The sequence below is a fragment of the Aquihabitans sp. McL0605 genome, assembly GCF_049993875.1.
In the GTDB taxonomy this organism is placed as follows: domain Bacteria; phylum Actinomycetota; class Acidimicrobiia; order Acidimicrobiales; family Iamiaceae; genus Aquihabitans.
Map to the genome: position 1 here is coordinate 4,486,967 of NZ_CP188252.1, position 20,150 is coordinate 4,507,116.

Here is a 20,150-nt window from a genome sequence, read left to right on the forward strand (position 1 = left end):
GTGACTGGGGCGCGGAGGTCCTGGGTAGGGTCCGGCCATGGCTGAGCGACCGATGTTCCCGTTGGGGTCGGTGCTGCTGCCGGGGATGGTGATGCCGCTGCACATCTTCGAGGAGCGGTTCCGCGTGCTCGTGCGCGACTGCCTCGCCGGCAACCGCGAGTTCGGCGTGGTCATGATCGAGCGGGGGAGCGAGGTCGGTGGCGGCGACATCCGGGCCATGGCGGGCACGATGGCCGAGATCGTCCAGGCCGAGGAGCTCGACGACGGTCGCTGGGCGCTGCTCGCGGTGGGGAGCCGCCGGTTCCGCGTGGAGGGCTGGCGGCCCGACGACCGCTACCCGGTGGCCGACGTGGAGGAGTGGCCCGACGTGGTCCCCTACGACCACGACGATGCCACCGTGGCCTACGCCGATCGCGTGGCCCAGCTCCGGCGGGTGCTCACGCTGGCGGTACGGCTGGGGGCCGAGGTCTCGCCCGACGTGGAGCTGAGCGACGACCTCGTCGAGGGCAGCTACCAGATCGCCACCCTGGCCCCCTTCGGTGCGCTCGACCGGCAGCGCCTCCTGGTGGCGCCGAGCGTCGACGCCCGGTTCGCCCTGCTCGAGGAGCTCCTCGACGACCAGGAGCTGATGATCACCGCCCGCCTCGAAGACCTCTGACCGGGTCGGCGGACTTCGAGCTGCCGTCTGCCAAGATCCTCGGCGGGGCGGTAGCTCAATGGTCAGAGCAGGGGACTCATAATCCCTAGGTTGCGGGTTCGATTCCCGCCCGCCCCACCACACCGTTGCGGCCTCTGGGTGGCCCGGTCGAGGACCCCTGTGGGATGCCACCGGTACGCTTGGCGGGACCTGGAGGGTGGCGATGGAGCGGAGTCCGAAGGCAGGGCGGTGGTCGGAGCTCCGGAGCCACTTCCACGGTGCCGCTGCCTTCCGGTCCTGGTCGATCGAGGCGAACGACGGGGTCATCGCCACGGCCGGGCTCCTGTTCGGCTTCGCCGGCGCCGGGGCGTCGAACCGGGTCCTCCTGTTCACGGCCGCGGCCGCCACCATCGCCGGCGGGCTCAGCGTGGGCGGAGCGTCGTGGGCTGAGCAGGCGGCCGAGCGCGACGCGCAGCTCCTGCACACCGAACAGGAGCGCCACGATCTGGCCACCGATCCCGAAGGCGAGCTCGAGGAGCTGACGCGCCACTGGGAGGACCGGGGCCTCCGCCCGGACACCGCGGCCGAGGTGGCGCGCCAGCTGACCGAGCACGACGCCCTCGCTGCCCAGCTCGAGTGGGAGTACGAGTTCGACGAGCCGATGCCGGCCAGCTTCCCGGTCTCGTTCGCGTTGGGCGCGGGCCTCGCCTACATGGCCGGCGCCGTCGTGCCCCTGCTGATCACGTACTTCGCACCGGTCGATGTGGAGCCGCGGGCGATCCTGGTGGCGGTGGTGGTCGCGCTGGTGCTCTCGTCGCTGGTGGCGGCCCGGGCCGGTGAGCTGACGCCGCGTCGCATGCTGGCCAGGACCCTGGTCGTCGGCGTCCTCACGATGGTGGTCAGCTACCTGGCCGGCGAGCTGCTGCTCTGATCGGACCGATCCCACCGCCGGCGTCGACGTGACGGTGCCGGCGGGTGCCGGTGGAGCAGGCTGTGGTGGTCGGCAGGCGGGAACGGAGGGCGGGCGGCATGGCTGGTGCGAAGCGGTGGGTGGCGGTGGCTGTGGCGGCCGGAGTGGTCCTGGGCACCGCCGTGGCCTGCGGATCCGGCTCGGGCTCGGGGGATGACCTGGCCGAGGGCGTCCGGGTCGACGCTCGCTACGTCGGCCCGGTCGGCACGGTCCACGACGTGGTCGCCCGTGGCGACCAGGTGGACGTGCTGGCCTCGCGGAAGACCACGTCCGATGTCGGTCTCGTGCTCCACTCCGCCGACGGGGGCTCGACGTGGGCCCAGGCCAACACCCACCTGCCCGTGAAGGGCGACGCGGTGGGCCAGCCGCGCCTGTTCACCGTCGGCGACGCGCTGATCGCCACCCGGACGTGGGAGCTCAAGGACGCCGCCGGGACGCTCGAGAAGGTGGGCCAGTCCGCCGCCATCAGCCGCGACGGAGGTGCGTCATGGTCGGCCCTCGACCTGCCCGTGCCCTCGGGGAGCGGCGCCACGATCATCGGGGCGGCCGCCGTCGGCAAGCTCGTGGTGCTCGCCGGGCACATCGCCCCGCTCGCCGCGCCTCCGTACGGCCCGGCCCTGCTCGATCACGACACCGGCGTCTGGACGAGCACCGACGAGGGCCGGACGTTCCAGCGGGTCACCTCGGGCTCGTTCGCCCCGACCGAGAAGGGGGACGAGCAGATCACCCGGGTCATGGCGACCACCAAGCGGGTGGTGCTGGTCCGCACGGCGAGCACGCCGTGGCTCCGACCGGACGGCAGCTGCTGCGACGCCGCTCCGCTGCCGGAGGTCGGCGAGGGAGGCGCCGGCGCGGTGCCAGGTGCTCCAGCCCGGAGCAGCATCGAGTCGTACGCGAGCTCAGACGGAAAGGCGTGGACCGACCTGGGAGAGACCTGGCTCGCCGCCGACCCCAGCCTTCCCGACCGCGTCGACGGCGACCGGCTCGAGATCGGCGACTACCGGGCACCGGTCGTGCTCGCCGCCGGGTCGGACACGTGGGAGCAGGACCAGGTGCTGCCCCCGCTCAACCGCAACGGCGGCCGCGACATCGTGGACTCCCTCGCCGAGATCGTCCCCGCCTCGGACGGGGCGCAGGTCGGGACGTGGAACGAGGACTCGGCCTGCGACTGCAGCGAAGCCCGGGCCGCCCGCATCGTCGAGGGCAAGGAGCGGATCCGCAAGATCACCTACCACGGGTGCCACGACACCTCCGGGCGGGGGTACGTGGGGATCGATGAGCCCCACGTCACCGGCGACCTGATCGTCGCCGCCGGGTGGTGCGACGACGACGGCCAGTACCCAGCATCGCTGGTGACCTCGACCGACCACGGACGCACGTGGACCACCACCCGCCTCACCTCGCAGGCCCCGGAGCACTGGTCGGACCTGCTCGTCCCGCTCCGCTACGGGCCCGTCGCCTCCGCCGCCACGGTGCGCGACGGCGTGGTGCTGGCGACCGTGGCCCGGAGGCCGGGGCGGCCCAACCCCGAGCTCGGCGACCCGGCGCCTGCCCCCATCGTCCTCCTGCGCATCACCGCCGCGTCGTGATCTGATCCGGTCCCGTGGGGAACTTGTTGCACCCAGTGCTCCAGCTGACACCCACTGCAACAAGTTCGTCCTGGGGCGTCCGTGGATCTGATTCGCCTCCTGAACTTGTTGCACCCAGTGCTCCAGCTGACACCCACTGCAACAAGTTCGTCCTGGGGCGTCCGTGGATCTGATTCGCCTCCTGAACTTGTTGCACCCAGTGCTCCAGCTGACACCCACAGCAACAAGTTCGGGCAGGGTGGTCGGGCGTGGGCCAGGGGGTGCCGCTTCCGGCGGTTGGTGCCGCGGCTTCGGCTTCAGCGTTGGACGTAGCGCGGGGCCGTGGGCGCGTGGCGCTCGGCGGCCGGGTGAGGGACGACCAGCGGCTCGGTCGGTCGCTCGGCGGAGGGCTCCGTGCGGAGGTCGACGGCCGGCTCCGCGGTGGGCGCGACCGGGAGGTCCGTGGTCGGCTCGGCCGGCGGGGCCGGTGCCTCGATCGGGGGGCGGGCGGCGAGCTCCGCGAGGATCGCCCGGGCTTCGGGCTTCGACACCGGGCGGGCGCCCTTGCCCAGCTGGCGGGCCACCACGGCGGGCTCGGCCCACGTCTTCGCCCAGCCCTGCTGCACCAGGTACCAGCGCGACTTCCGGCCCTCGCGCAGGTCCCGCACGAGGCGGCGGGCGAAGGTGACCCAGCGGTTCTGGCGGATCAGCAGCGCGTCGGCCAGCAGTCCGCAGGCCCGCAGCGGTTCGATCAGCTCGGCGGCGAAGATGCCTTCGGCGACCACGACGCGGCAACCGTCGCGGGTGACGACCTTGGTGCCGACGGCCCGGTTGCGGCTGAACGAGTAGTCCGGCACCTCGACCTGGTCGGTGCAGCAGAGCCGTTCGAGCGCGGCTTCGGCTGCGACCGGGTCCCACGAGCCGGGGTGCTCCCAGTCGACGAGGCCGTCGGGGTGGCGGGGCAGGCCCGGGTCGGTGTCGGCTCGGTAGAAGTCGTCGAGCGCCAGGATCGGGAGCCCCACCGAGTTGGCGAGGTAGGTCTTGCCGCTGCCCGACGGGCCGACGAGGAGCACCACATCGGCGCAGCGATCCCCGGGCTCGACGTTGTCCTGCACGGGAACCCATGGTGCCAGCCCCAGCCGCCCGACGCACATGGAGGGTTCACCCGCCGTTCAGGTGCGGCGCGCGAACTGAGGGTGGTCAGTCGCCGAGCCAGGCGGGGGCGCGGTCGAGGAGGTAGGCGCTCACCTGGTGGCAGCGGTCGAGCACGTCGCACAGCAGGTCCTGCTGGCCGAGGTACACCTGCGAGAGCGACACCTCGACCTTGGCCACGATGCTCACCGTGCGGTCGGCGCCGTCGGTGACCGAGGCGAACGAGTCGATGGCCGACACCTCGAGCGGGAGGTCGGGGCCGCCCACACCGGCGAGGTCGGTGGCTAGGACCAACAGGTCGGGGCCGAAGGGAAGCGGGGGGAGGCCCCAGTTGAAGTGGAGCGGGAAGCGGTGGAGGTCGGGCGGATCGGAGTCGTCGTCGGCCTCTTCGAGCTCCAGCACGAGGTCCTCGAACGACAGCAGCACGCGCGGATCGATCTCCAGCGCGAGGTGCAGGTCGAGCGGGCCCCCGCAGGCGTCCTCGGGGTGCAGGTCGACCTCCCAGGCCTGCCGGAGCGAGTACGTCTCCACGAAGTGGCGCTCGTCGTGGACGTGGAACCCGTGATCGACGGCGTGGTCCTTGAGATCGGCCACGAAACCGGCGACATCGATGACCGCCACAGCTGCTCCTGGTGTGGGAAAGGGGGAAGCCTCAGCCTGCCACGTCGGCCGGCGATCGCCCACGTGCCCGCTACCGTCGGGTTCCATGACCTCCGGCTCCAGCGATCCGCTCGTGGTGCTCGGGGTCCTCACCGAGGCGGCCGAGGCCATCGAGTCGGCGCTCGCGGCCACGGTCGACTGGGGCGAGACGGGCGGCAAGGCCGGGCAGCACCACAGCGACCTGGCCGCCGACCGCGCCGCCCTCGCCGTGCTGACCCCCGCGGGCTACGGGGTGCTGAGCGAGGAGAGCGGCCGGACCGACCCCGACCGCGAGATCACCGTGGTGGTCGACCCGCTCGACGGCTCCACGAACGCGTCGCGCCGGATGAGCTGGTGGGCCACGAGCCTCTGCGCGGTCGATGCCGACGGGCCGCTGGTCGCCGTCGTCACCGACCTCCGCCACGACGTCCGCTACACGGCGGTGCGCGGCCAGGGCGCCACCCGCGACGGCCAGCCGATCCGGCCGTCGGGCTGCTCGGTGCTGGGCGACGCGATCATCGGGCTCAACGGCGTCCCGTCGGGGCACGGGGGCTGGGCGCAGTACCGGGCGTTCGGGGCGGCCGCCCTCGACCTGTGCGCGGTGGCCGACGGCACGCTCGACGGCTACCTCGACGCCACCACCGACGAGCTCGGCTCGTGGGACTACCTGGGTGCGCTGCTGGTGTGCCAGGAGGCCGGCGTGGAGGTGGTCGACGCGCAGGGCCGCAGCCTGGTGACGCTCGAGCACGCCGACCGTCGCACCCCGGTGGCCGGGGCCACGCCTCAGCTCACCGCCGCCCTGCTCGCCCTGCACCCCAGCCGGAACGCGGGCTGACCGGAGGGTCCGGCGCCGTAGGCTCGAACGGTGCGAGACCAGCTCCACCTCTCACTGCTGCGGACCTACCAGCGGCTGCCCACCTGGGCCCGCCGTCGCGCCGTGCGGACGGTGGCGCCGTCGTACACCGTCGGGGCCATGTGCTTCATCGAGCGCGACGACGACCACCTGCTGCTGGTGCGCCACGTGTACCGCAAGCGCTGGGGCGTGCCCGGTGGCCTGCTGAAGCGCGGAGAGGACGCGGCCGACGGCGCCCGCCGGGAGGTGCTCGAGGAGGTCGGGCTGGCGATCGATCTGATCGGTGAGGCCCAGGTGGTGGTCGACGCCGAGCCGCAGCGGGTCGACGTGATCTACCGGGCGAAGCCGGTGGCCGATGCCGACCTCGATTCGGTGGCCCCCGGATCGCCCGAGATCCTCGAGGCCCGGTGGTTCCCCCGCGATGCGCTCCCCGAGCTGCAGCACGAGACGGTGACGGCGCTGCTCACCCTGGCCCGCGCCCAGGGCATCAACCGCTGACCGCTCGCTAAGGGACGTCGGCCCGCTGCGCCGGCGTCAGGTGACGGGGGCGGGCGAGCGGGGGGAGAGGCTGCGCAAGTGGGTGAGGTCGCCCGGCGTGCACGGGTGGCGCAGCTTGGCGACGGCGATCTCCTCGCGCTCGTGCTCCTCGTCGGCGTCGATGCCGAGCACGCGAGCGGTGTCGCCGCCCGACAGAGGCGGGCCGCCGTGGAGGCCGAGGCGCAGCTCGATGACCCGGGTGTCGGCGCGGTGGAGGTGGCCGAGGGCGGTGAGAAGCGCTGGGTCGGCTGGGGTGGGGGCCGACTCCATGCCCCGGGCCGGGTGGCGGTCGACCTCTCGCAGTGCCCGCTCCACCCACCAGCGGGCGAACGAGCTGAACGGCAGGCCGCCGGTGGGGTCGTAGCGGTCGGCGGCGCGGCCGATGGCTTCGTCGCCAGCGGTGAGCATGGCCCGGGTGACGTCGACCTCGCACGGGTGGCGGCGGGCGAGCGACACGACGAGGCGGCGCGTGGACCCGATCAGGCGCTCGCGGGCCTCTTCGCCGCGGCGCACCCGCTCGATGAGGTCGGAGGCGTCGGCGAGGTTGATGGCGGGGCGGCCGCCCATGGCGGCCAGGTCGTTCTCGGCGGCCCGGCCGTCGGCCATGGTGGCGGCGGCCGCCAGCTCTTCGCCGTCGGAGAGGAGCGGCAGGTGGCTGAGGTCGCGCAGGTGGTCGCGGAGGAGGGCGTCTCGTTCGTCGGTCGAGGAATGAACGCCCACGCAGCTCCCTCCAGGAGGTCCCGACCGGAAGGCACGCGTCGGGATCGCTCACGGTATCCCCGCTACGACCGTGAGTGGCGGACCCGTGGAACGGCTGGTGGCCACTGCCTGCGCGCGGCGGGCCACGGGGGGTCACCGGCCTCGCGAGGTGGTAGAACCAGCGCTCCGACCGCATCACCAGCACGAGGGGACCGATGCAGCAGCAGGGGACGTCGGCGGTGTTCGACCCGTTCGAGGAGGGCTACGTCGAGTCGCCCTACGCGCAGTACGCGCGGCTGCGCGACGGCGACCCGGTGCACCGGTCTGCGCTGCTCCACGGCTGGGTGGTCACCCGCTTCGCCGATGTGTCGAAGCTGCTGCGGGATCCATCGATCTCGAGCGACATCCACAACGCCACGCCCAACCCGCTGACGAAGATGGAGCTCGCTCGCCTCGCCGAGCGGGAGCGGGCGTCGAGGACCATCGTGCTGATGGACGACCCCGATCACGCCCGCGTCCGCCGGCTGATGTCGGAGCCGTTCCGTCCCCGTGAGATCGAGCGGCTGAGGGCCCAGGTGGTGGAGCGCATCGAGCGGGCCCTCGATCAGCTGCGCGAGGAGCGGGGGACCGGCACCGTCGAGCTCGACCTCATCGCCGACTTCGCCTACCCGCTGCCCGTCGAGATCTTCTCCGAGATGCTGGGCGTGCCCGACGAGGACCACGCCCGGTTCCGCTACCTGTCCCAGCAGGTGGCCCGCACGGTCGACCCGGTGATGACCGAAGCCGAGCGCATCGAGTGCTTCGCCGCTCTCGACGAGATGTACGACTACCTGGTCATCCAGGCCGCGGAGAAGCGCGTCGAGCCGGCCGACGACCTCATGTCGGCGCTGGTCAACGCGGCCGACGACGACGGCATCCCGTTCACCGACGAGGAGCTGATCGCCCAGCTGGTCACCCTCTACCTGGCCGGCCACGAGCCCGTGGCCTCGATCATCGGCACCGGCACCCTCGCCCTGCTCCGCGCCCCCGACCAGCTGGCCAAGCTCAAGGCCGACCCGTCGCTCGTGCGCAACGCGGTCCACGAGCTGCTGCGCTACGACGGGCCCAACCACTTCATGCGCCGCATCACCACCCAGCCCACGATGGTCGGCGACGTGGAGCTCCCCGCCGGCGAGGTGATCTACGCCAGCCCGGCGTCGGCCAACCGGGATCCCGCCCGGTGGGGCGAGACCGCCGACCAGGTGGTGGTCGACCGGGCCGACGCCACCCAGCACCTCCAGTTCGGCGCCGGCGTCCACGCCTGCCTCGGCTCGCACCTGGCCCGCCTCCAGGCCGACATCGCGTTCGAGGCGATCCTCGCCCGGCTCGACGACCTCCAGCTCGCCGGCGAACCGCAGTGGGGCGCTCGCCTGTTCATCCGCAGCCTCGACTCGCTGCCGGTGACGTGCACCATCCGCGAGCGGGCCTCGTGACCGCTCCTGCTCAGGGTGCCGACGGCGGCATCCCGCTCCACAACCTGCTCGGCTTCGAGGTCCACCCCGAGGCCGACGGTCCGATCAGCCGGGTCAGCATGCCGGTGCGCGCCGAGTCGTTCGGCGTGAACGACAACCTCCACGGCGGCGCCCTGGCCACCCTGGTGGACCTGGCGTCGGCGCTGGCCGCCGTCCGCACCCGGGTCATCGACCTCGAGGTCGAGTCGCTCGTCACCGCCGACATCCACATCCGGTACCTGGGCCAGCCCCGCACCGACTCGGTGACCGCCAGCGCCCAGGTGGTGCGCGACGGCCGTCAGATGATCGTGATCGAGTGCAAGATCCACGACGGCGGCGGCCACCTCATCTCGTCGGCCGACGTGGGGATGATGGTCGTGCCTCGCCGGCGCCCGCTGCCTTCCTGACCGGCGGTCAGGTTCGTCGTCAGGCGAAGGTGAGGTCGAGGCGCAGCGTGCCGGCCGGATCGGCCACGAACACGCCGGCGCCTGACGCCTCGGTGAGCTGGTCGGTACCCGACCCGGGGACCACCTCGACGGAGCCCTTGGCCACGCCGTCGGAGAACGCTCCGAGGTGCTGCAGCACCACGGTGCCGCTGCGGCCCGCGATGGTGCCCTCGATGCGCTCCATGCCGACGAAGCGCGCCGAGCCGCCGGGCAGGTAGGCCATCGACCACTCGGTGAGCGACGTGCCGTCGATGTCGCCGCCGTAGTTCTTGGTGACGGTCGCCCGGGTGATCTTGTGCTCCTCGGGCAAGCCGTCGACGGCGGCCTCGACCCAGTTGGCGATCTTGAAGGTGGCATCCACCGCAGTGGATCCCCGCTGCGCGGTCATCTCGGCCTCCCGGCCTCGTCGTATCCAGTAGGAGAGGAGTACCCGAGGTGCGGGCCGGCCAGACTCGATCGGGACGAGGGTGAGCTGGTGGTGCCCCTGCGATCGCCCTCCCGCCTGGTCAGGCCCGCCCACTAGCGTGACCCGCTCCGGGCGCATAGCTCAGTTGGCTAGAGCGCTGCCCTTACAAGGCAGATGTCGGGGGTTCGAGTCCCTCTGCGCCCACGGGTCGGTCCCACGTCACCAGGACCGCGGTGACGGGGTCGGCGATGCCCTTGAGCTGGAGGGTTCGCTCCTCCGACACGGGCACCTCGCGGCGGCAGGCGGCGACGAGGTCGGCGCTGGCCAGGACCTCGCCGGCACCGGCCTTCGCCGAGATGCGAGCGGCCCGCGTGACCGCCGATCCGAAGTAGTCGTCCTCGCGGGCAGTGGCCTCGCCCGCGTGGAGCCCGATGCGGATGCTCGGCGCGAACCCGTGCTCGGCGCGGTGGCGCGCCAGGGCGCGCTGGATGGCGGCGGCACAGGCGATGCCATCGTCGGCATCGGCGAACGCGACGAAGAAGCCGTCGCCCCCGTGCTTGATCTCCTCGCCGTGCCACCGCTCGAACTCGGCCCGCAACGTGCGGTCGTGCCACTGCAGCAACGGCTCCCACGCGGCGTCGCCCATGGCCTCGGACAGGCGCGTCGAGTCGACGATGTCGGAGAACAGGAACGTGCGGACGGTGCGGGCTCCCTCGGACCGGACGGGAGCGATGTCGAGGTCGACGGCGACGCCGAACTCATCGGCCAGGCGGGCGGCGGCCTGGAGCTCGAGGCGCGCGCCGGCGTGGTCTCCGTCGGCGGTCAGGGCCTGCGCGAGCAGCACCCGTGCCTGCGCGGCTTCGTAGGGGGCCTCGACCTCGCTCCAGAGGTGGACGCCCTTCTCCAGGGCGGCGATCGCCTCCTGGGTCTCGCCCCGGTGCAGCGCCAGGTGCCCCCGCGCCACGGCGGCGGCCGCCGCCGGTCCCGTGGTGCCGAACCTCCGCGCCAGCTCCTCCAGCTCCGCGACGCTCTCGGCGGCGGCCTGCTCATCACCCACGGCCACGCACGCTGCGACGTACACGGGGAGGAGGAAGACCCGGCGCTCCCGAGCGAGGAAGCCGGGGTCGGCGAGCGAGCGGCTGAGGCTCCGCGCCGCCGCCCGGGCATCGCCCTGCGCCAGCAGCAGCCGCCCCCGTCCCGGCTGGCCGTCGTCACCCAAGGCGATCGCCTCGGCCAGCGCCTCCTCGGCGCCGACCAGGTCGCCCCGGCGCACCCGGATCTCGACCAGCTCGCTGTACCCCCACCCGGCGCTGTACCGGTTGACCCCGAGCAGCTCCTCGCACGCCTGCAGGACCCGGTGCTCCGCCTCGGCCAGCTGTCCGTGGAGCCGGTCGATCTCACCCTGGTGGAAGCGGCACAGCCCTCCATATCCCGCGATCGACTCGCGCTCGCAGTAGCGCGTCGACACCTTCGTCCACTCGGTCGCCCGCCCCCAGTCGCAGAGCGCTCGACAGATCGAGATCACGGCGCAGTACACGTAACCGGCGTGGACCGGGGCGACGCCTGGCCTCATGGCCAGCGCGGCAGCCTCGTCGAGCAGCGGGAGCACCTCGTCGACGTCGCCGGTGGCCGTGGCCACGTGGGCCAGCCCCTGCACCGCCATCGCCTCCGTGCCCGGGCTGCCCACCCGTCGGGCGATCGCGCGAGCGTCGAGGAGCGCGGCCCGAGCCCCGTCGGCGTCACCGCCCTCCATCAGCGCGAACGAGAGCGACCACTGGGCCTGCGCGTGCTCGGCGCACTCCGGGGCATCGGCCAGGTACTCGGTGGCGCGGAGGTAGCACGTGAGCCCGACCGTGCTGTCGAGCATCATCGTGTGGTGGCGGGCCTGCTCCAAGGCCATGCGGGCGGCACCCGGAAGGTCACCGGCGTCGGTGAACGCCACCTCCGCCCGTTCGAGGGCGTTCAGGAACCCAGCCGAGTCGCTGTCCCAGCGGCAGGACCAGGCGAGGCGTTCGAGGTCGTCGGCTTCGAGCGCCTGATCGGCGTCCGCGCCTTGCAGCGCGGCCCGCGCCGCGGACCACTGGCTGTGGCCGTACTCGGCCCGAGCATCGCTGAGGAGCGCCTCACGCGTGGACACGCCGCCAGTCTCCCAGGCGCATGCTCCCGACGCATCGAGAACCTCAGCCCGAGCGCGGGTGCCGGCGTCTACGAGGCGGCGCCCGGGGGTTCGAGCCCCCGTGGGCCCACCAGGTGTTGGGGAGACGCACCCCCGCCGAGGCCGAGAGCGATGGCGTCAGCGATCGTCATCTCGGCGGCGACGGTGCGGTTGGACGCGATCACCTCGTCAGGCAGCGCGACCTTCACCTGGGCCTCGTAGTGCGAGTAGAGCACGATGTCGAGCGGTGTGCGGATCCCGCCCTCGATCATCGCCCGTCCGGCCACCTCGAGCAGCAGGCCGGCCGAGCGCCAGTCACCGCGGAGCCAGGCCATGGCGCCGAGGACCACGACGACCGAGGTCATCACGCCCGGCGTCTGCAGGGCTCCACCGTCCTCGAGGAGCTCGCGCATGAAGCTCGACGCCTCGGCGTGGCGGCCGTGCTGGCTCTGCTCCAGCGCGAACGGGAGCGAGCAGTAGATCGTCCACGCCCACAGCCCGGTGGCCGGGTACGTCTTCGCCCGTTCGAACACGTCGGTGGCGGCAGCAAGGGCCTCGCGGTGCCGGCCGACGACGTGAAGCAGACCGGCGTACAAGGCCAGCGCCACCGGGGACATGTCGCCACCAGGGATCACCTCGAGCGAGCCCTCGGCCAGCGCCTCGAGGGCACCGTCGATGTCATCGGTCAAGATCCGGGCCTGGCCCACCCAGAACCAGGCGAGGCCTCTCGCCATGTCGTCGGGTGCGAGCTCGACCGCCTTCTCGCCGAGCTGGTGCGACGCCGCGACGAGGTCCGGGTCCTTCGACTGGAACGCGTGGATCGCCGTGTTGAGGCACAGCAGCGCAACCGCGAACGACGACCACAGGCCGGGCTCGTCCCCGGCGGCGGCCGCGGCCTGGCGCACCTCGACGCCCTCGGCGGCCTGCATGGCCACGACCGCGATGTGCGCGTCGACGGTGAGCACCCGCACCCGCTGCTCGGGTTCGAGGTCGTCGGCGGCCACGACGCCCAGCGCGAGCCACCGACGGCCGGTGCCGATGTCGCCGAGCCAGATCCGGTTCATCGTGCCGGCCAGCCGGGCGATCAGGTCGGCCCGGTCTCCGGTCTCGGACCACTGGAGGGCTGCCATCAGGTTGTGGTGCTCCCTGCGGATCACGCCCTGGGGATCGAGGAGCGTGTGGCTGGCGGGGATGGCCTCAGCCCACGTCAGGAAGTGATCCCGGTGGCAGTCTCGGGCGAAGGTCTCCTCGTCTGCCTCGACCAGCTTCTCCTCGGCGTAGGCCCGCACCGTCTCGAGCAGGCGGTACCGCCCGTGGTCGTCGTCGTGCTGCATCACGAGCAGCGACTTGTGCACCAGCGAGCGCAGCGAGTCGTCGAGTCCCCGTGACCCGCAGACCGCCTCGGCCGACGCGTGGGAGAACGTGCCCGGGAAGGCTGCGAGCCGGCGCAGGACGGTGCGCTCGTCGTCGGAGAGGAGGTCGTGGCTCCAGTCGAGCGTGGCGTGGAGGGTCCGCTGGCGCGGGTGGCGCCGCCGGCCGGCCGCCAGCATCGGGAAGCGGTCGTCGAGGCGATCGAGGATCTCTCGGGGGGACAGGTGCGCGGCCTGGGCGGCCGCCAGCTCGATGGCCAGGGGAATGCCGTCGAGGTGCCGGCAGAGCTCCTCCACGTCGCGCTCGTCCTGCGCCGAGAAGACGAGGTCGGCCTGGGCGAGAACCGCCCGGTCGCAGAACAGCCGAGCCGCCGGCGGCAGCCCCGCTGGCGCGTCGCCGTGGTCGACGGCGAGGGTCGAGACGGCCACGGTCTGCTCGCCGTCGATGTCGAGCGCCTCGCGACTCGTGGCGAGCACGCTGACACCGGGGCAGCGCTCCAGGAGCTCGTCGACCAGCTCGGCTGCGGCGTCGACGACGTGCTCGCAGTTGTCGATGACCAGCAACGACGAACGAGAGGCGAGGAAATCGAGCAGCTCGTGGGCTGGGACACCCGAGCCGGTCCCGAGCGCCATCCGGGTGAACCCCACGGCAGCGGCAACGGCGCCCGGCACTTCCGACCCCTCCGCGAGCGGGGCGAGGTCGACGAAGAACACGCCGTCCGGAAAGCGCTCCAGCTGTTCGCACGCGACGGCGATCGCGAGTCGCGTCTTGCCGCAGCCGCCGACGCCCGTGAGGGTGACGAGACGCCCGGCCACGAGGTGCTGCGCCACCGCCAGGACATCGGCCTCGCGGCCCACGAGCGTCGTGCGCGGTGAAGGGAGGTTCTGGCGGACGCCGAGCGAGCGCAGCGGTGGGAACTCGTCGGGCAGGTCGGGATGGACGACCTGGTACACGTGCTCGGCGGTGGCGATGTCGCGCAGGCGGTGCAGGCCGAGGTCGCGCAGCGAGATCCCCTTCGGCAGGCGGTCGTGCGCCTGCTCCTCGGTGGCCTGCGAGCAGATCAGCTGGCCACCGTGCGCGGTGCCACGTAGCCGACCGCCCCGGTTCGCAGCGACGCCGTGGTAATCGCCGTCGCGCCGCTCGGCCTCGCCCGTGTACACGGCGGTGCGGATGCGCGGAACCAGGTCACGGGGCCAGGTCTGGTGAGCCAGCCCGCGGTGCATCGCCACACCCGCCGCCAGCGCGTCCGCGGCGTCACCGAACACCGAGAAGGTGGAGTCGCCCTCGCCCTTGGCCTTCAGGAGGAAGCCGCCGGCGGCGTCGACCGCCGCCTCCAGGACCGTGTCGTGCTGCTCGATGACGGCGCCGGCGAGATCCGCGTGCTGCTCCCACAGGCTGGTCGAGCCCTCGACGTCGGTCATCACGAAGGTCACCGTGCCGGACGGCAGCCAGCGGTTCTCCTGCATGAGCGCTCCTCGGTCGCCCTCGCCAGTATCCGCCGCCCCGCGGCGATCGACAAGGCACGCGCCCTTGGCCTGCAGGTGCCCAGCCGGTCAGCCCTTCCGGTAGCTGACCAGGAGGGCCCGCTCCGGCGGTCCCTTCACGGTGATCTCGGCGACCTCGCCGATGCCCTTCACGTACACCTTGTGGTCGAGCGTGCCGGGCTCGATGGCCGTGGTCTCCTCGGTCAGCAGCGCGTCGGTGAAGTGGCCGAGCGGGACGGTGACCGGCTCGGTCAGGGACGCCACGCGGAACTGGTCCTCGGCGTTGCCGCGGTCGTACTCCTGCCGGTACGCGTGCCCGACCACGGGGTTCGCCTCCATGAACAGGCCGGGCTTGGCGCCTCGCACCCCGGCGAGCCAGCTGCCCTCGGTGCTCGTGACCTTGCCCGTCGGGTCGAGCTCGGCCGTGCGCTCGCCGAAGTACCAGACGTTCCCCTGCTTGTCCTGGGTGTAGTAGTCGGACGTCTTCTCCTCCAGGTGCCCGGCCAGGTACAGGCGGTCGTCGACGATGACGCAGGGCACCCCGTCGATCGTCTGGGTGGACCGGGTGACCCGGTAGACGTCCCGGGCGGGCGTGCCGTCCTTGACGCCCGTGTAGACGTACGACGAACCGGGCTCCAGCGGGAACCACGGGTTGTCGACCGTCGCCTGGAAGTCGGCGGGGTCGATCGGCGGGTCGTAGGCCGAACCGGGCCCGACCGTCCCTGACGGCGGCTGCCCGGCGGGCTGCGGACCGCTCGTCGTCGCGGTCGTGGGCGTGGTCGTCGGCGATCGGCTGGCCGTGCCGGAGCTCGATCCGCACGCGGCGAGCGTCAGCGCGCAGACCCCGGCGGCGATGCCGCGCTGCAGGGCGCTCACTCCGACACCTGGTTGCCGACGACGGCGCCGGTCGCCGGATCGAGCTGGACCTCCCACACGTGATCGGCGTCGGCGGTCTTGACCTCCCACCGGAGGCCGTCACCCTCGTCCTGGAGGTGGGATTCGATGAGCTGCCCGGGCCGGACCGAGAGGGCGAGCCGCTCCGCCTGCGCCTGGGTGACGTGCGCCTGGCCGCGGTGCGCGTCGGTGTAGTGCTGCTCGGCCCGCTGCTCGGCCACCGGGTCCGTGTTGCGGGAGCCGACGTTCGCCGTGGCGGCGACGCCGGCTCCGAGGGTCAGGGCGCCCGCCGCCGCCGCCCCGATGATGAACTTCGTTCGCGTCGACATGTCTGTGTCTCCTCGTGGTGGTCAGCACCTTCGTCCGATCACCGCAGTGTGGACGGGTACGTGTTGGAGGCCGGTTAACGCCGGGGGATCGACAGGCTGACGGCCGTGTGCGGGCCGTCCTCATCGATCGAGGCTCGACCACCGTGCGCCTGCGCCACCGCGGCCACCACGCTCAGCCCGAGCCCGGGGCCGTCGTCGGCGCGGCGAGGGCCGGCCCCGCGGGCGAACAGGTCGAACGCGTGCGCGCGCAGTTCCGGCGAGAAGCCGGTGCCGTCGTCGGTGACGGTCATCGTCGCGGTGTCGGCTGTGGCTGCGAGTGAGATGGTCACGCTCCCCCCGGTGGGCGAGACCCGCAGGGCGTTGTCGAGCAGGTTGGTGAGGGCGCGTCGCAAGAGGTCCTCGTCGGCGAGGAGCGGTTCCACGGCGGGCAGGTCGGTCTCGAGCGACACCTCCGCGGCCTCGGCCCGGGCGCGGAAGCTCGCGACGGTGTCGCCGACCAGCGCCGTCAGATCGATCCGCTCGACCTGCAGCCTCATCTCGCCATCGGACGCCCGCGACAGCATGAGCAAGTCGGAGGCGAGCCGGTTCAGCCGGTGGATCTCCTGCGCCAGGCTGGCGACCACCTCCCGGAGCTCGGTCTCGGAGCGCTGGTGGCGCATGGCGAGCTCCAGCTCCATCGTCAGGTTGGCGAGCGGGGTCCGGAGCTCGTGGCTGGCGCGGTCGATGAAGGTGCGCTGCTCGTCGAACCGGCCCTGGATGCGGTCGAGCATCGCGTTGAGCGTCTCGGCGAGCTGCCGCAGCTCGTCGCCCGTGCGCGGCACATCCAGCCGCCCCCGCAGGTCGGACGCCGAGTAGCCGGCGGCCTCGGCGCGCATCCGCTCGACGGGGCGGAGCGAGGCGCCGGCGAGGAGCCAGGCGAGGATCGAGGCCGCGACCAGGGTCGCGGCGCCCCCGAGCCAGAGGAGGATGACGAGGTGGCGCATGGCGTCGTCTCGGTCATCGAGCGCCGAGACGACCACGATCGTCCGGGCAGCGGAACGGTCGACCAGCACCCGCACGTGCCGGCGCTCGGCGCGGGTCTGCACGTACGTGGTCCGCAGGCCGGCGGGATCGGGTGCGATGATCGGGACCGGCCGAAGCGCGGCACTGGTCACGAGCACCGAGCCGTCTCGACCGAGGATCTGGCCGAAGTGCTCGTCGGTCGTGCCCAGCAGCGTGACGGTCTCCGGGCGCGGTGATTGCGGCCCGGCGGCCAGGACCGCAGCGGCCCGGGCCCGCAGCTCCGCATCGATCGCGCCGTCGCGTTCGTGGCGGAAGCCCGCAGCCACGAACGCACCGATCGCGAGCAGCACGAGCGCCATGGTGGCGGTGAACAGGAGGACGAGCCCCAGGCGGATGCTGTGGCTCACGTCGCCGCCTTCAGCCGGTAGCCCTTGCCCCGCACCGTCTCGATCGAGGAGGTCCCGAACGGCTCGTCGATCTTCTGGCGCAGGTACCGGACGTAGACGTCCACGATGCGCGGGTCGCCCGCGAACGCGAAGTCCCACACGTGCTCGATCAGCTCGGCGCGATCGAGCACGCGGCCGGGGTTCCGCATCAGGTACTCCAGGAGCGAGAACTCCTTGCTGGTCACGGCGATGGGCGTGCCGTCGCGCGCCACCGCGCGGGTGCCCGGATCGAGCTCGAGCCCCCCGATCGCCAAGACGACCGGTCGCGGGGGCTGGCCGCGCCGCACCAGCGCTCGGATCCGTGCGAGCAGCTCCGCGAAGGAGTACGGCTTCGCCAGGTAGTCGTCAGCACCGGCGTCCAACGCCGACACCCGGTCCTCGACGCGCTCACGGGCCGTCACCACGATGATGGGCGACCACCGGCTCCCGGCCCGCAGGCGGCGGCAGACCTCGATCCCGTCGACGTCCTCGAGGCCGAGGTCGAGCAGGATCGCGTCGTAGGCGTGCTCGGTCGCGAACCACACCGCTTCGGCGCCGCTGCCGGTGACGTCGACGGCGTAGCCGTCCTCCTCCAGCCCACGTCGCAGCAGCCCCGCGAGCTTGGGCTCGTCCTCCACGACCAGGAGTCGCATGAGATCGCCTCCGAGTGCCTCGGGTGAGGCCCGACGTCACCGTCAACGGTACGCCCGGAGGGCGACGACGAGCCCTCGATCGCGGTCGGTCTGCCTCCGCTCGGTCGTGGCGGGTCAGGTCGGGGCGGCGTCGATGATCGCGGCGATCACCTTGGGCCAGGGACCGCGATCGGGGAACCAGTGGCCCCAGGCACCGAGCTCGACCACGGTCGCATCCGGCATCGTCGCCGCGAACGCCCGCCAGCCCGAAGCCCCGGGGTCCTCGTCGGCGAACACCACGGTGGTGCGGCGCTCGTCGGGGGTGATGGTGGTCACGCCGGGGTTGCCGACGAGCCCGGCGGAGATGTGGCCCATCGGCACGCCCCAGAACCCCATCTCGTCGACGAACAGCTCGGCTGTCGGGGTGTCGCGCTCAGGATCGAAGTGCCGTCCCCACGTGTACTCGGCGAAGTCGATGCTCCACGCCACCGCCTCGTTCCGGTCGGCGGGGGGAGCACGCAGCACGTGCGCCAGATCCTCTGGCGTGGCGGCCCGACCGAACCCCGGGCCCGAGGCGAAGTACACCAGCGCGTCGACCCGTTCGGGCGCCCGGGCCTGGATGGCGGCAAGGACCGAGCCACCCATCGAGTAGCCGACCCAGGTGGCCGAGGCGATGCCCACCGCATCGAGCACGGCGAGGGCATCGCCCGCCATGTCGGCATACGTGTAGGGCACCGTGGCGAAGTCGCCATCGAGGACCGCGACCAGGTCGATCCTGGTGCCGTCGTACCGAGTCGATGCCCCGGTGTCGCGGGGGTCGATGGTGATCACCGTGTGCCCGGCCGCCACCAGCGGCGTCGTGAGCACGCGCCCGAGGGTGGCCCCGGGCGAGGCCATCCCGGGAAGGAGGAACACGGCCGGCCCCGACCCGGCCACGGCGTAGGCGATCTCGGCTCCGTCGGCGGCGGTCAGGTGCGGCACCGGCGCAGCCTCGCAGGGATCGGCCACCCGCGCCGGGGACGGTCGGCCGCGTCCGGTGACAGCCGGGAGGGACAGGCGTAGGGTCGAACCAGTGCCCTCCGCGCCCGTTCACCGGAGCTCGAAGAGAGGGGAGCATCACCTGGCAGGACGATCGGGCCGGAGCCTCGGCTCGCCCGACGAGAACCGGCCCTCGGAGGCTGCGAGCTCGACGGCGCCACCGCGATCTCGTGTCCCTCATCGCCACGGAGGTGCGAACGACGGCGGCCACTGACACGACGAGGAGAAGACCATGTTCATCCAGATCATCAAGGGACGGGTCACCGACGAGGACCGGTTCCGGGTCCAGGCCGACCGCTGGCCGCAGGAGCTCAAGCCCGGTGCGGTCGGGTACCTGGGCTGCACCTGGGGGATCGCCCCCGACGGGACCGCGATCATCGCCGCCCGCTTCGAGAGCGACGTCGACGCCAAGACGAACAGCGAGCGCCCCGAGCAAGGGGAGTGGTGGGCCGGGATGGAACCGCTGCTCGCGGATCCCGCGTTCTCCGACTGCAGCGAGGTCGACACCCTCATGGCCGGCGGTTCCGACGACGCCGGGTTCGTCCAGGTGATCCAGGGCCGGGTCAAGGACCAGCAGCAGGCCCGCACGATGCTCCAGTCGATGCAGGGCGAGCTGGCCCAGCGCCGCCCCGACATCCTCGGCGGCTGGTTCGGCTGGCACGGCCTCGACGGCGAGTTCACGCAGCTCGTGTACTTCCGTTCCGAGGAGGCAGCCCGCGCCGGCGAGAGCGGCAACGACGAGGAGATGGACAACCGCTACCAGGAGATGATGGCGGGAGAGCCGACCTTCATCGACCTCCCCGACCCCCACTTCGACTGACGCCAGACGCCACACGCACGACCTGCGGCACGGCAACGGGCACGCAGCTGGTGACACCGGTCGATCGCGGGCGTAGCGTCGTCAGCCAGAGCGCCGGCGCGGGGCCCTGTGATCGGTGCCTGAGCAAGGGGAGACGAATCCCATGGCAGGACTATCGGTACGCAGCTTCGACGCGCCCGACGAGAGCCGGACGCCCCAGAAGACCAAGCTCGACGTCGTCGACCTCGGCGGCGTCAAGGCGGCGCGGTTGACCGCGCAGCCGGGCTGGCGGTGGTCAGAGTGCATCAAGCCGGTGGTGGGCGGCGACAGCTGCCAGGCCCACCACGTCGGCGTCATCTCGTCGGGCTCGATGCACGTCGTGCACGACGACGGGACCGAGGGCGACGTCGGCCCCGGCGAGGCCTACGTGATCGAGGCCGGGCACGACGCCTGGGTCACGAGCAGCGAGCCGCTCGTGGCCTACGAGTTCGACAGCTCCACGGCCGAGAAGTACGCCGCCTCCACCTGATCGGCGCCTCCGGGCCGCTGGCGCCTCCATTCGGGGTGCGAGCGGCCGGACCGGCCTGACCGGGCTCGATCAGCGGTGGCCGGTCCGGTGCGGAT

20 protein-coding genes and 2 tRNA genes are annotated in these 20,150 nt (G+C 72.6%); 11 read left to right on the top strand and 11 right to left on the bottom strand.

The features are described from left to right. Positions 1–37: 37 nt before the first annotated feature. From ACPPVX_RS20795 to ACPPVX_RS20810, 4 genes are all read left to right on the top strand, one after another. The gene (locus ACPPVX_RS20795) at positions 38–658 is read left to right on the top strand and encodes an LON peptidase substrate-binding domain-containing protein (RefSeq protein WP_426572492.1); all 621 of its coding nucleotides are present in this window, start codon (positions 38–40) and stop codon (positions 656–658) included. A gap of 44 nt (positions 659–702) precedes the next feature. Next, a tRNA-Ile gene (locus ACPPVX_RS20800) sits at positions 703–778 on the top strand. A gap of 82 nt (positions 779–860) precedes the next feature. Continuing rightward, the gene (locus ACPPVX_RS20805; protein WP_426572493.1) at positions 861–1,568 is read left to right on the top strand and encodes a VIT1/CCC1 transporter family protein; all 708 of its coding nucleotides are present in this window, start codon (positions 861–863) and stop codon (positions 1,566–1,568) included. 98 nt (positions 1,569–1,666) lie between these two features. Continuing rightward, entirely contained in the window at positions 1,667–3,196 is a 1,530-nt protein-coding gene (locus tag ACPPVX_RS20810; RefSeq protein ID WP_426572494.1) for a sialidase family protein, read from the top strand. Between the two features lie 296 nt (positions 3,197–3,492). Here ACPPVX_RS20810 and ACPPVX_RS20815 read toward each other — a convergent pair whose 3' ends face one another. Further along, on the bottom strand, positions 3,493–4,290 hold the full coding sequence (locus ACPPVX_RS20815) for a uridine kinase family protein (protein ID WP_426572495.1): 798 nt from the start codon (positions 4,288–4,290) through the stop codon (positions 3,493–3,495). Positions 4,291–4,375: 85 nt separating this feature from the next. Further along, positions 4,376–4,948: a hypothetical protein gene (locus ACPPVX_RS20820; protein ID WP_426572496.1), complete on the bottom strand. Its 573-nt coding sequence runs from the start codon at positions 4,946–4,948 to the stop codon at positions 4,376–4,378. A gap of 85 nt (positions 4,949–5,033) precedes the next feature. On the opposite strand from ACPPVX_RS20820, the gene ACPPVX_RS20825 reads away from it, so the two are divergent. Together ACPPVX_RS20825 and ACPPVX_RS20830 are read left to right on the top strand one after the other, a co-directional pair. Further along, positions 5,034–5,801, top strand: a complete 768-nt coding sequence (locus ACPPVX_RS20825; protein ID WP_426572497.1) for an inositol monophosphatase family protein — start codon at positions 5,034–5,036, stop codon at positions 5,799–5,801. 30 nt (positions 5,802–5,831) lie between these two features. Then, positions 5,832–6,317: an NUDIX hydrolase gene (locus ACPPVX_RS20830; RefSeq protein ID WP_426572498.1), complete on the top strand. Its 486-nt coding sequence runs from the start codon at positions 5,832–5,834 to the stop codon at positions 6,315–6,317. A gap of 36 nt (positions 6,318–6,353) precedes the next feature. Here the strand turns inward: ACPPVX_RS20830 and ACPPVX_RS20835 are convergent, their stop codons facing one another. Further along, on the bottom strand, positions 6,354–7,076 hold the full coding sequence (locus ACPPVX_RS20835; protein WP_426572499.1) for a hypothetical protein: 723 nt from the start codon (positions 7,074–7,076) through the stop codon (positions 6,354–6,356). Between the two features lie 194 nt (positions 7,077–7,270). Between ACPPVX_RS20835 and ACPPVX_RS20840 the strand changes: the two genes are divergently transcribed. Both ACPPVX_RS20840 and ACPPVX_RS20845 read left to right on the top strand, forming a co-directional pair. Further along, a complete protein-coding gene (locus ACPPVX_RS20840) occupies positions 7,271–8,527 on the top strand; it encodes a cytochrome P450 (RefSeq protein WP_426572500.1) in 1,257 nt (418 codons plus the stop codon). Continuing rightward, positions 8,524–8,952, top strand: a complete 429-nt coding sequence (locus tag ACPPVX_RS20845) for a PaaI family thioesterase (RefSeq protein ID WP_426572501.1) — start codon at positions 8,524–8,526, stop codon at positions 8,950–8,952. Before ACPPVX_RS20840 ends, ACPPVX_RS20845 begins: the two co-directional genes overlap by 4 nt. A 19-nt stretch (positions 8,953–8,971) precedes the next feature. Here the strand turns inward: ACPPVX_RS20845 and ACPPVX_RS20850 are convergent, their stop codons facing one another. Then, positions 8,972–9,379 (bottom strand): DUF3224 domain-containing protein, encoded by a 408-nt coding sequence (locus ACPPVX_RS20850; protein ID WP_426572502.1) that lies wholly within the window; start codon positions 9,377–9,379, stop codon positions 8,972–8,974. Positions 9,380–9,527: 148 nt separating this feature from the next. Between ACPPVX_RS20850 and ACPPVX_RS20855 the strand changes: the two genes are divergently transcribed. Then, positions 9,528–9,601 (top strand) — tRNA-Val (locus tag ACPPVX_RS20855). On the opposite strand, the gene ACPPVX_RS20860 is transcribed toward ACPPVX_RS20855, so the two are convergent. From ACPPVX_RS20860 to ACPPVX_RS20890, 7 genes are all read right to left on the bottom strand, one after another. Continuing rightward, the gene (locus ACPPVX_RS20860) at positions 9,561–11,297 is read right to left on the bottom strand and encodes an adenylate/guanylate cyclase domain-containing protein (RefSeq protein ID WP_426575066.1); all 1,737 of its coding nucleotides are present in this window, start codon (positions 11,295–11,297) and stop codon (positions 9,561–9,563) included. The two genes, ACPPVX_RS20855 and ACPPVX_RS20860, sit on opposite strands and share 41 nt — an antisense overlap. A 305-nt stretch (positions 11,298–11,602) precedes the next feature. Further along, positions 11,603–14,389: a hypothetical protein gene (locus tag ACPPVX_RS20865; protein ID WP_426572504.1), complete on the bottom strand. Its 2,787-nt coding sequence runs from the start codon at positions 14,387–14,389 to the stop codon at positions 11,603–11,605. A gap of 87 nt (positions 14,390–14,476) precedes the next feature. Then, positions 14,477–15,283 carry a hypothetical protein gene (locus ACPPVX_RS20870; RefSeq protein ID WP_426572505.1) on the bottom strand — a complete coding sequence of 269 codons (807 nt, stop codon included), beginning with the start codon at positions 15,281–15,283 and terminating at the stop codon, positions 14,477–14,479. Further along, positions 15,280–15,630 carry a PepSY domain-containing protein gene (locus ACPPVX_RS20875; RefSeq protein WP_426572506.1) on the bottom strand — a complete coding sequence of 117 codons (351 nt, stop codon included), beginning with the start codon at positions 15,628–15,630 and terminating at the stop codon, positions 15,280–15,282. The genes ACPPVX_RS20870 and ACPPVX_RS20875 overlap by 4 nt, the downstream gene beginning before the upstream one ends. A 74-nt stretch (positions 15,631–15,704) precedes the next feature. Further along, positions 15,705–17,039 carry an ATP-binding protein gene (locus ACPPVX_RS20880; protein WP_426572507.1) on the bottom strand — a complete coding sequence of 445 codons (1,335 nt, stop codon included), beginning with the start codon at positions 17,037–17,039 and terminating at the stop codon, positions 15,705–15,707. Continuing rightward, entirely contained in the window at positions 17,036–17,710 is a 675-nt protein-coding gene (locus ACPPVX_RS20885) for a response regulator transcription factor (RefSeq protein WP_426572508.1), read from the bottom strand. The genes ACPPVX_RS20880 and ACPPVX_RS20885 overlap by 4 nt, the downstream gene beginning before the upstream one ends. A gap of 114 nt (positions 17,711–17,824) precedes the next feature. Next, positions 17,825–18,670 carry an alpha/beta fold hydrolase gene (locus tag ACPPVX_RS20890; RefSeq protein WP_426572509.1) on the bottom strand — a complete coding sequence of 282 codons (846 nt, stop codon included), beginning with the start codon at positions 18,668–18,670 and terminating at the stop codon, positions 17,825–17,827. 289 nt (positions 18,671–18,959) lie between these two features. On the opposite strand from ACPPVX_RS20890, the gene ACPPVX_RS20895 reads away from it, so the two are divergent. Together ACPPVX_RS20895 and ACPPVX_RS20900 are read left to right on the top strand one after the other, a co-directional pair. Next, a complete protein-coding gene (locus ACPPVX_RS20895; RefSeq protein ID WP_426572510.1) occupies positions 18,960–19,547 on the top strand; it encodes a hypothetical protein in 588 nt (195 codons plus the stop codon). 142 nt (positions 19,548–19,689) lie between these two features. Further along, a complete protein-coding gene (locus ACPPVX_RS20900) occupies positions 19,690–20,055 on the top strand; it encodes a cupin domain-containing protein (RefSeq protein WP_426572511.1) in 366 nt (121 codons plus the stop codon). The last annotated feature ends 95 nt before the right edge of the window (positions 20,056–20,150 follow it).